This window comes from Runella salmonicolor (assembly GCF_024158025.1).
Taxonomy (GTDB): domain Bacteria; phylum Bacteroidota; class Bacteroidia; order Cytophagales; family Spirosomataceae; genus Runella; species Runella salmonicolor.
In genome coordinates this window covers 18,115-37,796 of the sequence record NZ_JAMZEL010000009.1, presented here as the reverse complement: position 1 = coordinate 37,796, position 19,682 = coordinate 18,115, and the positions used below count along the sequence as shown (strand labels likewise).

Annotated in this window: 12 protein-coding genes; 10 read left to right on the top strand and 2 right to left on the bottom strand. The window is 47.9% G+C overall.

The annotated features are described in order from the left end of the window. Positions 1–8: 8 nt before the first annotated feature. Genes NCI00_RS19520 through NCI00_RS19505 form a run of 4 tightly spaced genes read left to right on the top strand, consistent with a single transcriptional unit; the run spans position 9 to position 5,767 of the window. The gene (locus NCI00_RS19520) at positions 9–1,649 is read left to right on the top strand and encodes a RagB/SusD family nutrient uptake outer membrane protein (RefSeq protein ID WP_253530373.1); all 1,641 of its coding nucleotides are present in this window, start codon (positions 9–11) and stop codon (positions 1,647–1,649) included. Between the two features lie 16 nt (positions 1,650–1,665). After that, entirely contained in the window at positions 1,666–2,355 is a 690-nt protein-coding gene (locus tag NCI00_RS19515) for a hypothetical protein (protein WP_253530371.1), read from the top strand. A gap of 14 nt (positions 2,356–2,369) precedes the next feature. Continuing rightward, positions 2,370–3,557, top strand: coding sequence for a right-handed parallel beta-helix repeat-containing protein (locus NCI00_RS19510; protein ID WP_253530369.1), 1,188 nt, complete (start codon positions 2,370–2,372; stop codon positions 3,555–3,557). An 11-nt stretch (positions 3,558–3,568) separates the two neighbouring features. Continuing rightward, positions 3,569–5,767 carry a beta-galactosidase trimerization domain-containing protein gene (locus NCI00_RS19505; protein ID WP_253530366.1) on the top strand — a complete coding sequence of 733 codons (2,199 nt, stop codon included), beginning with the start codon at positions 3,569–3,571 and terminating at the stop codon, positions 5,765–5,767. A 73-nt stretch (positions 5,768–5,840) separates the two neighbouring features. Here NCI00_RS19505 and NCI00_RS19500 read toward each other — a convergent pair whose 3' ends face one another. Together NCI00_RS19500 and NCI00_RS19495 are read right to left on the bottom strand one after the other, a co-directional pair. Then, positions 5,841–7,262, bottom strand: a complete 1,422-nt coding sequence (locus NCI00_RS19500; RefSeq protein WP_253530362.1) for a phage tail-like protein — start codon at positions 7,260–7,262, stop codon at positions 5,841–5,843. An 87-nt stretch (positions 7,263–7,349) separates the two neighbouring features. Then, entirely contained in the window at positions 7,350–8,849 is a 1,500-nt protein-coding gene (locus tag NCI00_RS19495) for a phage tail-like protein (RefSeq protein ID WP_253530360.1), read from the bottom strand. A gap of 254 nt (positions 8,850–9,103) precedes the next feature. Between NCI00_RS19495 and NCI00_RS19490 the strand changes: the two genes are divergently transcribed. The 6 genes from NCI00_RS19490 (at position 9,104) to NCI00_RS19465 (ending at position 19,675) form a co-directional block, all read left to right on the top strand. Then, on the top strand, positions 9,104–9,724 hold the full coding sequence (locus tag NCI00_RS19490; RefSeq protein WP_253530357.1) for an RNA polymerase sigma factor: 621 nt from the start codon (positions 9,104–9,106) through the stop codon (positions 9,722–9,724). 78 nt (positions 9,725–9,802) lie between these two features. After that, positions 9,803–10,906 (top strand): FecR family protein, encoded by a 1,104-nt coding sequence (locus NCI00_RS19485; protein WP_253530354.1) that lies wholly within the window; start codon positions 9,803–9,805, stop codon positions 10,904–10,906. A 189-nt stretch (positions 10,907–11,095) separates the two neighbouring features. Beyond that, positions 11,096–14,497 (top strand): SusC/RagA family TonB-linked outer membrane protein, encoded by a 3,402-nt coding sequence (locus NCI00_RS19480; protein WP_253530350.1) that lies wholly within the window; start codon positions 11,096–11,098, stop codon positions 14,495–14,497. Positions 14,498–14,516: 19 nt separating this feature from the next. Next, the gene (locus NCI00_RS19475) at positions 14,517–16,229 is read left to right on the top strand and encodes a RagB/SusD family nutrient uptake outer membrane protein (RefSeq protein ID WP_253530347.1); all 1,713 of its coding nucleotides are present in this window, start codon (positions 14,517–14,519) and stop codon (positions 16,227–16,229) included. Positions 16,230–16,301: 72 nt separating this feature from the next. Next, positions 16,302–18,788: a hypothetical protein gene (locus NCI00_RS19470; RefSeq protein WP_253530344.1), complete on the top strand. Its 2,487-nt coding sequence runs from the start codon at positions 16,302–16,304 to the stop codon at positions 18,786–18,788. 275 nt (positions 18,789–19,063) lie between these two features. Then, entirely contained in the window at positions 19,064–19,675 is a 612-nt protein-coding gene (locus NCI00_RS19465) for an RNA polymerase sigma factor (protein WP_253530342.1), read from the top strand. The last annotated feature ends 7 nt before the right edge of the window (positions 19,676–19,682 follow it).

Genomic DNA, 19,682 nt, shown 5'->3' with positions numbered 1-19,682 from the left:
AAGCACTCATGAAAAAAACATATAGCATTCTGGGAGTAATTGCCGTGGCACTCGGCAGTGTTTCCTGCGATAAATACTTAGACGAAGTTTCTTCCAAAACCCTCATCCAAGCGCAAAATGTGCGTACGGTGCAGGAATTGGATATTTTGATGACGGGAGCTTATTCGGGCATCGCCCGGGAAGTGGCCTTTGGAGGCAATGCACTGGTCATTGGCGAAACATTTGGTGATTTAGTGGCCGTGAATAATGTAAACTACCGCAATAGCCCGAGTCGCTCGTCAAGAGTGTACACTTGGACGCACCGCGAGGAAGATTACGGGTATCAGGCAGAATTTTTACAATGGTCAACCTTTGGATTAAACAACGCCAACAACGTACTTGAAATCCTGCAAAGCAATCAGGTACAAACACCCGGGGAAGCCGACCCCCGCAAGGACATCAACCTGCAAAAAGGACGCATCGAAGGCGATGCCCGTTTTGTACGTGCGTTGTGCATTTTTGAACAAACGCGCCTCATCGGTTATCCGTGGGGCCATACCCCCGACAATTCGCATCCTGGTCCCGTCGGAAATTATAAATCGGTATCGGAGTTTGGCGATTTGGCCTATCCTCGTTTGAGCGTAAAAGCCGCATATGACAGTGTTTTGAACGATTTGCGCATTGCCGAACGACTCCTGCCTGAAAATTATAATCCCGCCCAACACCTGCCCGATATGCAGCCGCGCGCCAACAAATACGCCGCACTCGCTCTCATGGCGCGGGTTTATTGGCAGCAGGACAATGTGGACAGCTGTTTGGCGGTGTGTAATCGTTTGCTCGGACAGGGCAATGCCAACCGTTTTCCGTTGGTACCCGGCAATCAAATGTTGGCACAACTTTTCCAGCGTACTGGTATTATGCCAAGCACTAATTCTGCTAATCGTGATGAGGTGATTTTTGAATTGGTCAACGTTGTGGGACGAAACTCCCGTACCACCAACGGCGCACCTTTGCGTACGCATTATACCCTTCAAAGTGTTTATACTGCAGCTCAATTGGCCAATGTCAACAACCTTACTTCGGGACCTAACCTACGTATGAGCCAACGCTTTAAGACCTTGGCTGATTTTGACCGTCAGCGCGATTTACGTTACAGAACTCTCCTTGACACCACGCAAGCAACTACGGCTGCAACGGCTTGGAACAGCCCCAATCGACTTTGGTTTTCGAGAAAATGGGGTTCATTGGGGACGACCAATTTAGGGCCTGTGCAGGGAGTAAATTCCAACATTGTACTCTTCCGCTCTGCCGAATTTTTATTAATGCGCGCCGAAATGAACCAACGCAAAGGCAACACGGCCTTGGCATTGACTGACTTAAATGCGGTTCGTACCCGGGCAGGTTTACCAGCATTGACCACGACACCCGCCAATCTATTGGAAGAAATCAGAACGGAATTTATCCACGAAACTTTCAGCGAGGGAACACGGATTCACAATGTCAAAAGACTGAAACAACCACTCAACCCCGGCGACCGCCCTGCATCGCCAAGCGGTGTAGATTGTGCCTTGGGCAACTGCAACGATGTACCTTGGAATAGCCGTTTGCTGGTGTTTTTGGTACCGCAAACCATGATTGACCGCAATCCGCTTTTAGTCCAAAATGATTAAAAAAAGAATGAAAAATATGAAAATATCTCATCCAATTTTGGCTGTTTGTTGCGCCCTAATGCTCGTTTCGTCATTCTGGGCGTGCGAAAATCCCCCTTTTCCTACGGTGTCAAATGATAGTGCCTTGCGTGACCAAATCAAGGGCGTTTGGGTGCCAGTGTCGCTCACGATGAAGTACCAGGTGGGGCTTGTTCCCCGCTCCCGCGACACGTTGGTGACCGTCACGCCAACCACCGCTCCGCTGTTGGTGGCTGGGCGTGCCAACCCCATTATGCCCTTTACCGACACGCTCTATTTAGCCGCTCGCACGGCTACTGCTGATACGTTTTGGCTGGCCAATCGGGGCATTCGTCAACAGGGAAATTTTTCGTTGGCGAAAGTCAATGATGAAGGCCAAGAAGCTACGTTGCTTCGTATCGGTCGCCCGACCTACACGCGCGGCCAAATCAGTCGTTGGAACTACGATTTTGTTTTTCACGGAACCGTTGCCCCCAACGCCGCCGGTGCACCCGTCTATACCGCTGCGACGTATACCAATTATTCACCGACGATTACCTCCCTAACCGACCGACAAATGACCATTACTTTCAATACCCAGGGGAATATCAACGTGCCGATAGTACCTATTACACCCGCCAACCAAACCCTAAACGCCTCTTGGGGCGGGCGATTAATTGTGTTTACGGCGACCTATGCTAAACAGTGATTCTATTAACAGCCATGAATTTTATAGGTATAAGACCAATAAAGTATTTGTTATTCTTTATTGGAGTTTCGGTACCAGTTTTTGCCCAACACCAAGTCGGCGATGCGGGACAAGTTTTTGATGAATCCCGCTTTGACCCGCGCTTTCCCGACATGAAAGAATGGGCCAAAGCGGGCGTACAAGGTGGCATTCCGTTGAGAAATACCCTAAAAATCCAAAAAACGATTACACCTAAGGATAATTTACAGGAGGCGATTGATGAGGTTGCGGCACTGGGCGGCGGAGTCATTTTACTCAAAAATGGAGAGTACATTATTTCAAAACCCGTAACGTTGCAGTCAAATGTAATACTGCGTGGCGAAAGTAAAGACCAAACGGTGTTGAAAGTGGTGATGAAAAAGATATTTTTCAAATACGCCCCCGACCAAAAACACCTCGTAGCGTTTGAAATAAACAATGCCGAACGGGTGGGATTGGAAGACCTTACTTTTCGGTACGCCGCCGTCGATTTTGAACCTTACGACAAATCCGATTTCAATGCCGCTTGGGACCGTCGGGTCTTTCACGAACACGAAACCCGCGATACTACGCTATTTGTACACTTGGTTATTTTTAGAAATAGCCGCAATTCGTGGGTGGACAATTGTAACTTTCTTTGGGCCGGCACACATCCGCTGGGTTTGGGCAATTGTGAACATATCACCTGTCGCAATAACTTCATGGACCGCGCCTACGTCAAAAAAGACTCTTTTCATGGGGGATATTACGGGTGTTGGGGTTCCAGATACTGCCTGTTTTACAACGAAACAGTCCGACGGATTCGCCATTTCGCTATCATGAGTCCGGGCGCGTCTTATAACGTGGTCTATCGCTGTGATTTTGAAGTAGATGTCAACTTTCACGACCAAGACTACGGTCATAACCTGGTAGAACAATGCCGCATCGCCACGCCCGTTTGGCATAGTTGGGACGCCATCGGCATCGGTGCTCCCGACAAACACCGCCCGCCTGGCCCCGAAAATCTGCTATTCAACAATACGGTCATTTCCAAGGGCGTGTCTGGCTACAACCGAAAAATGGGCGCCGCCCAACCCAATACAGTTTATCAGGTGACAACAGAATTTGGTAAACCAAATGTTTTTTTGCGCCCCGATGCACCGCCCAAAGGAGGCACATTTTACGCCGTCAAAGCTCAACCCTAAGCCTTATAATCATGAAATTCTCATACCGCCTCTCCGTTATACTTCTGATTTTCAGCACCTCTACACAAATTCACGCCCAAAGCGACCCGTACCTGCACCAACGCTACGATGCTTTGCATGACTCACCCATGCAGCAAAAATTCAGGAAGTTGGCGCCCATGCCAGCAGGAGTCGTGTATGTGCAGCACCCCAACGAAGGTGAGAAAGAAATGCGGGTGCATTTCCAAAACATGAAAAAGCTGGGCTTCAACGCTCTGAAACAAATCATGCCCTTACCAACCTGGACCATTGAGCAAATTTCATTGATAGCCTTGGAAGAAGGCATCATGCCGTGGTGGTACGGCGAAGGTGGCTACGAAGAAATAACCCCTGCCCTTTTGGAACAACTCGGTATTGCTAAAACCCTGTCAATGAGCGAAATATTGGAGCATCCAAAAATGGTAAATTACCAAAAAGAAGTTGCCCAAAAACGAATCCGAAACATAGAAAAATACATCCAAGACAGTCCAGATAAAAAATTCATGCGGGTCACGAGCGTGGCCTACGACCCCGAAATCGGCGGACGTGGGGTGGAACTCAGTACCAAAGGGGAAGCCTTGTTTTTGGAATGGCTCAAAAAGCGTTACCATACCGTAGAAAATTTGAACCAAGCTTGGAATCAATACCACGCGGGGCTTTTCCTGAACGAACAGCGGGTATTCAGTGACTGGGAGGATGTAGCGAAAAATTGGCGTACACTCACGAGCCGCGAGTACAATCACGTCAAAGACATTTACCGATTCAAGGTGGAACACAATTTGGGTCGTATCCGCGAATCTGCCACACAGTTCAATCGTTTTGATGCCAATGCGCCTTATCGTGGCGGCGGTGAATTGGCTGTTTTTCACCCTTTTGCGTGGTACGGAGTAGATATGGAAGGCATCGCCGACGTGCTGACGCAATACGGTTCTTTTTACCCTTCCATGCACTTTTCGTGGCATTATAATCTGGTCAAAGGCGAAATCACCAAGTCGCTCTACCAGCAGGCGTCGATGATGAATGACTTCAATAAAGGCGGCTGGACGGGCGGCTGGGAAAGTACTGGCGGGCCGATGCAGATGGATGGTGAAAAAAATCCGGGACACAACAATTCTTACTACGTCGGCCCCGATGAATTGATGCAGCTCTACCTCAGTCAGTTGGCCGCGGGCTTCAAGGGATTCGGTATTTGGTGCTGGAATGCCCGAAGCGCCGGAAAAGAAGGCGGCGAATACAGTCTGCTAGACCGAAACGGACAGATTACCGACCGCGCCATTGCCATCGGACAATTGGGAAAAGCCATGCAAAAATACCGTTTTGAACTATGGAAAGCCCACAAAGAACCCCTCGTCGGAATTATGTACGATTGGGAAAATGAGGCTACTTGGGGTGCCATGAGCATACCCGGACGGGATGATTTTCGATTCCAGCCCGTCAAAGCGCGAATCGGCATCAGCAATATGCTCATGACCAACAACATACCTTTTGAATACGTCACCCCCAACGATTTATCCAAAGGTTTAGCTGGGCGTTACAAAGTGCTTTATTTACCGGCCATGCTCACGATGCGAAAAGAATTGTTGCCCCTATTGAAAAAATACGTGCAGGATGGCGGACGACTGGTCATGGACTTGCCCTCGGGCTGGTACGATGAAAATACAGTCAATCTTCCGACGGGTAAAGGCTCGGATTTTGAGCAGCTTTTTGGGGCGACTATTGATGATTTTCAATTTTCGGGCACCAATCGGCAACTCACTATCGCAGGTAAAGAAGTGCAGGGCTTTACCATCAACTCAACAGCTACTGCGGCCCGCGTTGTTGAAAAATACAACAACGGCAAACCCGCCGTGTTGGAACATACCCTCGGCAAAGGCAAGGCCATACTGCTGGGTTTTCAGGCATCACTCAATGCGTTTGAAAATGCTGAAAAGTCTTCTTTACCCATTTTGCAATATACCCTTAGTGCCTATTCATCACCTTATTCCTGTCCTAACGCTTTGGTATATCGCTTGGCTGCTCCCGAAGCAGATCATTATTTTTTATTGAATGATGCTGCCGCCAAAACCGTCGCACTTGACTTTAAAAATCTGAAATACAAACGGATTACGGACGCCATCACGGGTGAAACGGTCAACATCAAGCAACTCACATTAGCGACAAAGGGCGGTCGTTGGATTCGCGCCGAAAAATAAACGTGTTATTATTTATTAAACCCCTAAATATTGATACAATCGCCCTTTCAAGGGGCATAGGGGGAGTGATATTTTAATGTTTGGTTTCGGTTGTAATATTGTTTTCTATAGTCTTACTCGCCAGCATCTGCCTCAATTCTTCCCACTCTTTTTCCATTTTGGCCAATCGGTTTTCCAAGGCTTCATTTTTCATGCGCAATTCGTCATTGGTACTTCTCAACTCATTGGTTCTTTTGACCAATGACTGAATGGCCGCAAAGTTGATGCCATCGAAATCGGCTTGGTTAATGAGTGTATCACAACCAATAGTACCGAAGCCATCTTTGCCGAAAGCCGCGTAAAAATCCTGCGCCATGGGGCCATAGTGACGGAAAGCTTTGGGGTCTTGACCTTTATAGTTCCAAGTGGCAAGTCTGAATTTTGCAATTTTATGCAGTAGCCCTTCGCCATCTATGGGCAAAAGTTTTTCTTTTTTGGCAGAATCCGAGATAGCCGACCACGCATTGGCCCCAGGCCCTGCAACAATGCCCGTACGTACATTATTGGAAGGGTTACCGTTGCCTGTGTCACCGCAGGTCATCAGCCAATAGCCATTGGCAAAGCGAGCTACAAATTGATTGGGAGATCCTACAATCGTCTCTCCTTGAAGGTAGGGGTCGTAATCGCCAATGACAAAAGAGCCATTTTTTCCATTGGTGTTTACCTTATACCCCATGGCTGTAGAATAATGGCCACTGGCGACGGCACTGGTTCCTATTGCGGTTGATGTAATACCACTGGCGGTAGTAATATCTCCCATTGCCGTAGAACTTGGACCACTGGCGAGTGTACTAAATCCCAAAGCTACAGAATAATTACCAGTGGCCCGGGCACCTATTCCTATGGCCGCGGCGTAACTGCCACTAGCGGTGGTACCTGCTCCCAGAGCCGTGGCGTAATTGCCACTGGCAATGGTAAAATGACCCATAGCTGTAGAATAGCTTCCGCCAGCGCGGGTGTTGTACCCTGTTGCGAATGAAAACAGCCCTATATTCGCGGCATCCCAATCACTACTCCTATCTAACGCCACTGTCCCTGCCCGAAAAGCCGAGCGGGAGGGAATCCACATCAACCGCGTGCCCGCTCCGCTCACGGGGGCAGTGGGGGGATTGGTGGTATTATCGGAAACATTCGTCATCCCTACAGGATTGGCCGACCAAAACCCACCCGTATTCACATTCTGGATTTCATTGCCACCTGCGCCCGCCAATTGCCAATAATTGCTTACACCCCCTCCTACCGAGAGGCTTACCCATGTTCCTCCTTGCCTATACCAGTAACTTTGGGTGTTGGTATCGTAGACCAACATGCCGTTTTGTGGCGAGACAAGGGCCGTGCGCTGGGCGGTGGTCATTTGCGGCAAAAGAATGCCCGGCAAGATGGTGGTGGACTGCCCCAAGGCGGTCAAGAGGGAGGTAAGGGTAATGAGGCAAGCAAAAATGAATAGTTTTTTCATGAGAATAGGAGATAATGGACAATGTGAGCTTCGCTACAGAACAAAAACAAAAGTACCTCCAAATCAATTATTTATGACTGTATTGAGCTATCTTTCCACTATAATAGTGTTTGCCGTGGTTTTATTCTCCAACATTTGCCTCAATGCGGCCCATTCCTGTTCCATCTTGGCCAATCGCTCCTCCAAAGCTTCATTTTTCATTCTCAATTCGTCATTGGTACTTCTCAAATCACCATTCATCACCGTTAGCTCATCGCTCTTTAGCCTCAACTCGTTGGTTCTTTTAACCAATGCCTGAATAGCCGTAAAGTTGATACCGTCAAAATCGGCTTGGTTGATAAGTGTATCACAACCAATAGTACCGAAGCCATCATGGCCGAAAGCCGCGTAAAAATCCTGCGCCATCGGGCCATAATGACGGAAGGCTTTGGGGTCTTGGCCTTTGTAGTTCCATGTTGTGAGTTTGAATTTGGCGATTTTGTGCAGTAGACCCTCACCATCTATGGGCAAAAGTTTTTCTTTTTTGGCAGAATCCGAGATGGCCGACCAGGCATTGGCTCCCGGCCCGGCTACGATGCCCGTGCGTACATTATTGGAAGGGTTACCGTTGCCTGTGTCACCGCAGGTCATCAGCCAATAGCCATTGGCAAAGCGAGCTACAAATTGATTGGGAGATCCTACAATGGTTGCACCTTGCTGATATGGGTCGGCATCACCGATGGCAAAAGCCCCGTTTTTTCCGTTAGTGTTTACCCTACTACCCATGGCAGTAGAACCAGCCCCACTGGCAACAACACTGGTTCCTATGGCAATGGCACTACTGGCGCTAGCGGTAGTAGTATTTCCTATGGCAGTAGAAAAGCTACCACTAGCGGTAGTAGAAATTCCCATGGCGGTCGATGAATTACCGCTAGCAATGGCATTATTTCCCATGGCGGTAGCCGAATTACCACTAGCTACGGTAAAATTCCCCATCGCCGTTGCATAATTGCTATTGGCGGTACTTAAAACACCCATGGCCGTAGAGCCAAAACCGCTGGCAGTGTTAGTTGCCCCAAGAGCCGTAGAAAAGCTTCCAGTAGCAGACGTATTGTACCCAGAGGCGAATGAAAACAACCCTATATTCGCGGCATCCCAAAAATTACTTCCCTCTGATTCTACTGTCCCTACCCGAAAAGCCGAGCGGGCAGGAATCCACATCAACCGTGTGCCCGCGCCGCTCACTGGCGCAGTGGGGGGATGGGTAGTGTTAGTACTTGAGCTGGTCAGCCCCGTAGGATTGGCCGACCAAAACCCACCCGTATTCACATTCTGGATTTCATTGCCACCTGCGCCTGCCAACTGCCAATAATTGCTTACACCCCCTCCTACCGCGAGGCTTACCCATGTTCCCCCTTGCCTATACCAGTAACTTTGGGTGTTGGTATCGTAGACCAACATGCCGTTTTGTGGAGATACAAGAGCCGTGCGCTGGGCGGTGGTCATTTGCGGCAAAATGATGCCCGGCAAGATACTGGTAGACTGCCCTAAGGCCGTAAAAAGTATTGAAAATGTAATGAAATAGGTTAAAATGAGTGTTTTTTTCATGAACAAGTAAAGTTTAGGGTAAAAAAACGAACGCTGCATTAATAAATTCTAACTCCAATATAAATATCAATGCCTTTAGAAGCGGTGCTGTTTTCTACTTTTTTTGTAAAATATTATTCAACGGCAAAACGATACCCAATGCCCTGACTTGTAAGCCATCCCAGAAAATACGCCTATTTTTGAAGCGCATTTATATCTTGAATTTAAGTGCCGAATCTTCATAAAGTTTTATTTATTCCTACTTTTGTTGAATTTTGAATAAAATTCAACCCGTATTTGAAGTGGTAAACTCCTCACTCACTGACGAAACCCTCTGGCAGCGCCTCAAAGCAGGCGATGAATTGGCTTTCTCTGCCCTGTTTGAGCGGTACTATCGTTCGCTGATCAACTACGGAAATTCGTTGAGTTCTTACCCCGAACGGGTGCAGGATTGCGTTCAGGATGTGTTTGTAAACCTTTGGCTTTATCGCAACACTCTGAGCGACAACGTAGTAGTCAAAGCCTACCTCCTCTCAAGCGTCAGGAAGCGTATAGCGCGTTTGCACGAGCGTGATACTATTTTTAGACAAACCGCGCCCTTGGATGCTGTGCAATTTTCGTTGGATTTTTCCATCGAAGACCAACTCATTGCCGACGAAGAAACCTCAGCCCAGGTTTCGCAACTCAACCGCCTGATAAACGCCTTGCCTCCTCGGCAAAAAGAAGCGCTCTATCTGCGTTATCATCAAGGACTAACGATTGAGCAAATCGGTGAGATGCTCGACATCAATCACCAGTCGGTTTCCAATCTTCTGCACCGCTGCATCCAACACCTCCGCAAAGAATGGAAGGGTGATTTAACCCTCCTTTTTATGCTCTTTTCGAGAATACTTTAAATTTTTCAAAAAAAAGTACCACGTTAGTGAGTATCGGCCCCAAAGCCTGTCCTCTCTGCATTTGAAACACTATTTCAGATGCAGCAGCGCAACCATTATAAAAAGATTGAAGATTTTTTGGCCGATGAATCGTTCCAAAAATGGGTTCGGGAAGGAAAAGAACGTGAACATTGGGAAGAATGGACGGTAGAAAACCCCCAACGGGCCAAACTTGTGGCCGAAGCTCGGTTGTGGGTATTGGCCACCCGAGTGCCTGAGCCAACTCTTTCTTCGTCCGAAGTTGCCGCTGCGTTACAGGCATCCCGTGACAAAATAAAATCCATTGAAAAGGAAACTACCGTGCCTTCGATTCCGCTTTGGCGTCGTGCTGGGTGGCGCAGTATCGCGGCGGTTTTGGTGCTGGGACTTGCGTTGGGATGGTTGTTTAAGCGCCAAACATTGACGCAGAATACACTTACTTATACCGAACTTATCAACCAAGATAGCCAAGGACTGATTGAACAGGCCAACAACACCCATAAACCACAGTTGATTACCCTTTCTGACGGCAGCTCGGTACTGCTTCAGCCCAAAAGCAAGCTCAGCTATCCAAAAAGCTTTGAAGGCGACGAACGCAAAGTGTATTTGTCGGGCGAAGGCTTTTTTGAAATTAGCAAAAATCCGAAGAAACCCTTTTTCGTTTTTGCCAACGAGATTGTCACCAAGGTTATCGGGACGAGTTTTCGCGTGAAAGCTTACACCGACCAACCCAACGTGGAAATAGTAGTACGGACGGGAAAAGTAAACGTAAGCTCCAACCAAGCCATCTCGCAGTTGAATAACGAAACGGTGCAGTTGTTGCCCAATCAGGGAGTTCGATTTGCCCGGAAAACACTTATTTTCGAGAAAATAACGGATTTAACCCGCGAAAAACCTGATGCACAATCAGTTACTGCCATCGAACAACTGAGTTTTGAATTTTCGGACGTACCCGTTGCCCAAATCCTGAAAACCATTGAACAGGCGTATTTGGTGGAGATTGACTACCCGCAGGAGAAATTGAAAGACTGCTATCTTACGACTTCCCTCAGCGACCAACCCCTGCCCGAAAAACTCAAGATTATTTGCGAGAGTTTGGGCAACACGACCCGTTATGAAATGAACGGCAACCGAATCACTATTTTATCAGAAGGATGTAACTAACCCCGACATTTGCTGCCTATGACCTAACAATACCCCTGCTTACCCACAAAAAAGCGTCGAAATGCTGCTACATTTTCGACGCCCGATGCTTCCCCTAACGTGTTCCGTTGACATGCCCTCTGCTAAGGGCACGGGGAGGATTTTGCCAATACCTCCGTAAAAAGTATTAACTTAAAACAAGTCAAAAGTATGAAAAAAACATTGACCAACAAACGATTACTATATCGAATTGTGCAAACGTCACTCCTACAACTCACCTTGGCCATCGTGTTTTCGAGCATTGCAATGGCCACCCCAGTAAAGGGTCAAAGTATGCTTGACCGAAAGGTAAGTGTGAATGTTTCGGATATAGCTTTGGAAAAAGTACTACTCCAACTCGAAAAGGAGGCACAGGTGAAATTTTCCTTCAACTCAAGAGCCTTACAACTCGACCGCCCCGTAACTATCAACGCCTCCAACGAACCATTGTCGAGCGTACTAACCCGTCTTCTAAAACCCCTAAAAATCAAACACATACAGGTCAGCAATCGCATTGTCTTACGAAAAGACAACGCCTCCACAACGGGGCTTTGGGAAAATGACCTGCCCACCAAATCGTTGGAATATCAACTGACCGAATCAATCGTGACGGGAACTGTAACCGACGAAAACGGGCAGGGATTGCCGGGCGTCAGCGTGCTCATCAAAGGCACCCAACGCGGTACAACCACCGACGCCGTCGGAAAGTACAAACTGGCGCTGTCGGACAACAATGAGGTACTGGTTTTTTCATTTGTGGGCTACCTTTCTCAAGAAATAAAAATCGGTAGCCAAACAACGCTCAATGTGTCTCTAAAACTCGACACCAAAGCCCTCGAAGAAGTGGTGGTCGTGGGATACGGCGTTCAGCGAAAAAAAGACCTGACTGGAGCGGTCTCGACCATCAACAGTGAGATGTTTAAAGAGCGCAAAGAAACCCAAGTGGCACAAGCTCTACAAGGGGCCATGTCTGGCGTGACGGTGACCCGCAACGGGGCCAACGGCGCCATGGGAGGCGCAACCATAAGAATAAGAGGAGTTACTACAATCGGCGATTCAAACCCATTGGTCATCGTGGATGGTGTGCCAGTGAGCGATGTAAATCAGGTCAACCCCAACGACATCGAAAACCTATCGGTGCTGAAAGATGCGGCGTCGGCTTCTATCTATGGCTCACGTGCGGCTTCGGGGGTGATTTTGATTACGACCAAAAGAGCCAAAACCGACCAAGCGTCTATTCAGTACAGCTACGAAAATGGATTTGACACGCCTACGCAGTTGCCCGATTATATGCGTTCGCAGCGTTATATGGAGCTTGTCAACGAACTCCGCTGGAACGATGCTGGCAACGGTGCCAACCGCTTTCCTACTTTTAGCCAAGATTTATTGACGGATTATAACCAAAAACACCTTTCTGACCCCGACAGATACCCCGATACGGATTGGATGGCTCTGACCCTCAATAAGATAGCCCCACGAGAAGCCCACAGTATCAGTGTCATTGGCGGGTCTAAATTTGTTAAGTCCAATGCCTCAGTACGTTATGAGAAAGTAGGCGGTTTTTACGACAACAAAAATTATAATCGGATTTTTGTTCGGTCAAACAACGATTTTACCATCAATAAACTGATTGGCGGAACGGTCGATTTTAACTTCAAAAGAACCAATGCCTTAGACCCTACGGCCAGTGACCCGTTGTATCGTACTCGGATTTCTTCGCCTATTTATCCCGCAATCTGGGCCGATGGCCGCATTGCCGACGGAAAAGCGGGCGAAAACGTGTATGCCAAGGTTAAATACGGCGGCACCGATCGCAACACTTACAATCAAGTTGGGGGGAGATTGGCGCTTGACCTCAAACCCATTGAGGGCTTGAAGTTATCGGGAATCATCGCACCGATATTTGACTTTAACAACCAAAAACGATTCAACAAAAAGGTAGATATTTATGCCGCCAACGACCCCAACCAATACGTGGTTTCGTTGATAGGTGGCGGTCTTACCACGCGCTTGGATGAAAACCGTACCACCAATTACAGCATCACCACGCAGCTTTTGGCCAACTACCTCAAAACCGTTGGTAATCATGATTTTACGGCATTGGCTGGCTACGAAAATTACTACTTCAAAGGCGAGTCAATGGGCGCTTCTCGTGACCAGTACCTTTTTGATAACTACCCTTATCTGAACCAAGGCCCAGCCGCCTTCCGAGACAATTTCGGAACGGCTTTTGAAACGGCCTACCGTTCTTATTTCGGGCGTCTGACGTATAGCTATAAAGACAAATATCTGATTCAGGCCAACGTGCGTCGCGATGGTTCCTCGCGCTTCAACGCCAATTACCGCTGGGGTACATTTCCTTCGATTTCGGCGGGTTGGGTAATCAGCGAAGAAGATTTTTTCAAAAGACAGAACCTGGTTTCTTTCCTCAAACTTCGTGCTTCGTGGGGAACGCTTGGCAATGAGCGCATCGGCAACTATCCGTCGGTCGGAATCATGAGTTTTAGTAATGCCTTATTTTATCAAAACAATCTCGTAACAGCGCAGCAAACCGCCGCCCAAGTGCAGTATGCCATTCAGGATATTTCTTGGGAAAAAACGGCATCGACGGATTTGGGACTTGACGCCTATTTCTTAAAAAATCGCCTGCGCCTCACCGCCGATGTGTATTACAAAGAAACAAAAGACATGCTGCTGGCATTGCAGATTCCGATTTTTGTGGGCTTCGAAAACCCCAACCAAAACACGGGTGTGATGACCACCAAAGGCATCGACCTTGACTTGGGCTGGACCGACAATATCGGCAAGTTGAGATATTCAGCCTCGTTTAATCTCTCTCAATTTCAGTCGGTTATGGGCGACTTGGGCGGTACGGAGTTTATCGGCGACCGAATCAAGAGAAAAGGCAGTCAGTTTGACGAATGGTACGGATACCGCTCGGAAGGGATTTACCAAACCCAAGAAGATGTCAACAACTCCCCCAAACTCAATACCAACGTAAAAGTGGGCGACATGAAATACACCGACATCAGCGGCCCTAACGGCGTACCCGACGGGAGAATCTCCCCCGAATACGACCGCGTGCTGCTCGGTAGCTCGCAGCCCCAATGGATGTATGGCGGCAACTTCAAGTTGGATTACAACGGTTTTGATTTAGGCGTTACTTTTCAAGGCATTGGTTATCAGAACACTTCACTCTTATCTTATACCGACTACAATGCCGAAAACTGGGGTGTATTTCCTGTCTATATGGATGGTAGCACTTGGAGTATGAACAATACCGCTGAGCAAAATTTGGCCGCCAAATACCCAAGATTTACCGAAACCAACAAAGGGCTGAACCGCGCATTATCCGATTTTTGGTTGTTTAACGGCGGGTATTTTCGTTTGAAAAACATCACGTTTGGCTACACGATTCCCCAGAATATTTCTCGAAAAATCATGTCAAACAACATCCGTTTTTACATCAATGCCACCGATGTTTTCTCACTCAACAAATATCCTAAAGGCTGGGACCCCGAAGGAATGGGTATTGTTTCGACGGTTTTGGGAGGTTTTACGATTGGTTTTTAATATAATTCTCTGACTCACAATGAAAAATAAGATATACAGCACAGCACTAAGCTTACTATTGTTGGCTTCCTGCCAAAATTCACTGGACCTCTATCCACTTGCCGAGCCGTCGGCCGAAAAGTGGTATTCCAACGAAACCGAGATTCAGTTGGCACTCAACGACCTCTATCGCATTGATTTTTGGCAATGGGATGAAGACGGAATGAGCATCAATTATCTTTCTGATGATGGCTTTTATCGCCAAACCCTTACGCCCATCAAATCAGGAACGGTGACGAGTCAATGGGCGTTTTCGACCACCCTTTGGCGCAATTCTTACAAGGCCATTGCGCGTGCCAACAGAGCCATTGTGGCGCTAAATAGCGCGGAAACGAAAGCCAAAGTAAACCAAGCCAAATTAGACATTTACTTGGCCGAGGCGCGTTTCCACCGCGCATCGCAGTATGCCAAGCTGGTCAATAAATTTGGCGATGTAGTTTATAGCGACGATGTTATCAGTATCGAAGATGCTTACACCAAAGGCCGTACCGACAAAAAAACGGTCATCACAAAAATCTACGAAGATTTCGATTTTGCCATTGCAAACTTACCGACGAGTTATGCCGCGTCGGCCGTGAAGCGCGCCACCAAAGGCGTTGCCATGGCCCTAAAAGCACGCTTTGCCCTCTACGAAAAAGACTACAAAGTAGCCAGTGACGCCGCCAAAGCCTGCATGGACTTAAACCAGTACACGCTGCACTCCGACTACGGCAATCTGTTTTTGCAAAGCACCAAAAACGCAAAAGAGATTATCTTCTCGATTCCGCGTTCGTTGGAGTTGAAAGTGAGCACAGGCCCTACCTCCGACATCATCAGTCGGAATTCGGGAGGCTTTGCGGCGGCCAATCCTACTTGGGATTTGTTTTGCTCCTATCTCTGTACCGACGGAAAAACCATTGATAAGTCGCCACTCTATGACCCACGTAACCCCTTCAAAAATCGCGACCCGCGTTGCACCGCTACCATCGTGGAGTTTGGACAGCCGCATTTAGGCTTTATTTATGACCCGCACCCCAACGCCCTGCAAGTAACGCGTATCAGCACCAACACCAAAGTCACCAACAACGACAACCGCGCCAACGCGCAGTTTGCGTCTTTCAATGGGTTGATTTGGAAAAAAGGCGTCGACGATTCGTGGCTGCTCAATGGTCGTTTGATTGAGCCTGAGCAGATTATCGTACGTTATGCCGATGTATTGTTGATGTATGCCGAAGCTAAGATTGAACAAAATCAAATTGACAAATCGGTACTCGACGCCATCAATTCAGTGCGGGCAAGGGCTTACAAAGCCGCGCTTTCGGCTACCACTGCTTACCCCGCCATCACCACTACCAACCAAGCCGAGCTACGTCGCGAATTGCGCATGGAGCGCCGCATGGAATTGGCTTTTGAAGGGCTTCGCTACATGGACATTGTACGTTGGGGCATTGCGGGCAAAGTGCTCAACCGACCCATTTATGGAATGCTCGACCCCGTTGATTTACGGTCTAAAGTAGTGAATCAAAATCTGTGGTTTTTTCCTGGTACGCCTACGATTGACCAAGACGGAATCCCCGACTTTAGCGAAATGGCAAAAACGGGTCTCATCAAAAATCTAGTGCCCACGGCTTGGAACGACCGCCAATATTTGTGGCCAATTCCCACCTCAGAAATCCAAATCAATCCCAATATGAAGCAAAACGACGGATATTAGGCTCATTATTTACCGTCAATATTCGTAAGTTAAAACCCAACATTTAACTAAATAAGGAATTCAAAGTTCACAATGAAGACATATAAAACCGCCTTTATTTGGGCAGGAATAGCAATGGGGCTAGTGCTGATTTGCTCACCCACCCACGCCCAACCCAAGCCCTCCTACCCCCAATTTAGTGGGATTTACCCCCACCTCGCCTATTACAATAACGAAGGTGAGTGCGGAACGGGTGCAGTAGTGCCTTGGGCTGACCGCCTTTGGGTGATTACCTACGGGCCACATTTACCCTTTGGTTCATCGGATAAACTCTACGAAATCACGCCCAGCTTGCAGCGAACCATTCGGCCCGAAAGTACGGGGGGAACGCCCGCCAACCGCATGATTCACAAAGAAAGCAATCAATTGTTTATCGGCCCCTACGCCATCAACGCCCAACGCAACGTGCGTACCATTCCGTACACGCAAGCACCCGGTCGCTACACGGGTTTGGCGCGTGGACTGACCGACCCGCAAAGCAAAATCCTGATAGCTACCATGGAAGAAGGATTTTACGAAATGGACGTAAATACCCTAAAAACCAAACTATTGTACCAAGATGGGAATGTCAAAGAAAAGAAGGAAAACGACGTAGCCAACAACCACAGTGGCATGCTTCTGCCCGGTGCACACGGCAAAGGCGTTTATTCTGGACAGGGCGTAATGGTGTATTCCAACAACGGCGAATCAGGCCCGCAGGCGCTGAAGCAATTTGACATTGAAGCGGGAGTTTTGGCCGAATGGAACGGCAAAGACTGGAAGGTAGTTCGCCGTAATCAGTTTGTGGAAGTAACAGGTCCGGGCGGAATTTATGGCAACAAAAACCCCGATACCGACCCGATTTGGGCTACGGGTTGGGACCATAAATCAGTTTTATTGGGCGTGCGTGATGGTGGAAAATGGTCTTTTTTCCGTCTACCCAAAACCAGCCATAGCTACGACGGCGCCCACGGCTGGAACACCGAATGGCCCCGCATCCGCGACATCGGCACTGCCGACAAACCCGATTATCTGATGACCATGCACGGAATGTTTTGGCGTTTCCCTCAAACATTTACGTCCAAAAATACCGCTGGCATTCGTCCGCGCTCGGCTTACTTAAAAGTCATTGGTGACTACGCTCGTTGGAATAACCAACTGGTTTTTGGTTGCGACGACTCAGCCCAAAAAGAGTTTTTGAACAAACGCAAAACCAAAGGAAACATCGAAGGCCCCGGACAATCCAACTCCAATCTTTGGTTTACTTCGTTCAATACCCCTGACGAATTAGGCCCCAACACCGCGCAGGGAGCCGTTTGGCTGGCCGAAAAAATTGAGGCCAATGCCGTGTCAGAACCTTTCTTATTTGCGGGATGGAACAAACGCATGGCTTGGATTCATAACGCAGGTAATCAGAGCGTTAGCTTTAGTTTTGAAACAGACATAGATGGAAAAGGAAACTGGAAGTCGTTGCGTGCGGTAGAAGCGGGAGCAGGTCAGAGCGTTGCCGTGACTTTTAACGCCAATGAAACAGGGGAATGGATTCGGGTAAAGAGCAACCGCGCCACCACCGCAACCGTCAATTTTAATTACAGCGATGCCTCCCGGTTTCAGCCAACAGCCGACAAAATGTTTACTGGATTAACCAACATCGGTTCTTCAAATTACTCGGGAGGACTTATGTACGGCTTGGGTGACAATCGCCGCGCGATGGGGCTTTTGGCAGGGCAATTCTCCAACGGAAAATTCACCGAAAACGGCTATTACGAATTGGACAGCGCCATGAATTTGGTTAAAAAAGAAGACCCAAAAACGGCGCAGTTTATCCGCGATAAGTTTGCCATTCCTAAAGACGTAATATCGGTGGATGAAGCCTCGGTGCTTATCATTGACGACAGCGGCCGCAGATGGAGATTGCCCAAAGGCAATGAAGCATTTACCAACAAAACCAACAGTGCCTCGCTCAGAATTTGCCGGGAAGTAGCCACCGAGCGCGATTTATTGAACGCCCACGGGACATTCTACGAACTCCCCGCCGAAAATGCCGATGGTTTTGCTAAAATCAGACCCGTAGCATCTCACTCGCTCAGCGTGCACGATTATGCATCGTACCGTGGCTTATTGGTTATGACAGGCCTCGACAACCAAACGGCTGCCAATGAGCATATTATCGCCTCAAACGACGGAAAAGCCAAAGTATGGGCGGGCACCATCGACGACCTTTGGAAGTTAGGAAAACCCACTGGTCAAGGCGGCCCGTGGAAAAATAGTCAAGTAACCGCTGGTACTCCTTCAGATGCGTATTTGATTGGGTTTTATGACAAAAAAAGCCTCAAACTTTCGCACAACGCAAATCAGGCCGTTACGTTCAGCATTCAAGCAGAAGCCATCGGCCACGGCCCTTGGATGAATTTTAAACAAGTGACCGTAAAACCAGGCGAAACCTTTGAGTACACTTTCCCAGATGCATTTCAAGCCCGGTGGGTACGTTTTACGGCCGACAAAAATTGTGAGGCAACAGCTTGGTTGACATATCAATAGTTGAAGTTTTTGTAAAAAAAGATAGGTAATGAACAGCATCAATCCCCAGCGGGCTTCCGTTGGGGATTTGTTTTTTAAGGCTTTGACCCGTGTCTTACAACCACCCACCATAGCAAATTGCCTCTTATTGGAGCTTTTTACATTTTTCTAAAAAAATATTTCAGAATGAAGGGTATTTTTTTACAACCCCTGTACCTGTACTTATAACTGATTTGTGACTTGTTTTAGAATAAATGGTAATATGCCAAGCAGATAACGAAGTGTTTGCCAAAAATATGAAGAGAAGCCCCCAAAACAACACCGACGAAACAACCCTTTGGATTGCTTTTAAGAAGGGCGACGTGCGGGCGTTTGAGCAGTTGTATAACCGTTATTTTGAGGTACTGGCCAACTACGGCTATCGGTACTGCAACGACAAACAACAACTCGAAGACGCCATTCAGGACGTTTTTGTGGATTTATGGCGACGACGACAGCACCTTGCCGACGTAGAAAGTGTAAAGTTTTACTTGTTTCGGGCATTGCGCCATCAGGTAATCCGAAATACCCGAAACGACCTGCTCGAAACCTCTGAAGATATCAACGATTTTCTTGATTTTTTGGTGGCGTTTTCGTCGGAACAACAATCTATTGAACAAGAAACCCATATTACCCAAACGCAGGCCGTTGCCAAAGCCATTGCCCAGCTAAGCCAACGCCAGCAGGAAGCCATCAATCTGCGTTTTTATCACGGTATGAGCCTCGACGAAATGACCCAACTCATGAGCCTCAGCAAGCAGTCGGTCAGCAATTTGCTTTTTAAGGCATATAGCGTGTTACGCCTCACTATCAAAGGCATACACCCAATTTTGCTGCTACTTTTACAAATATCCCACCTTATTAATTAACCACCTT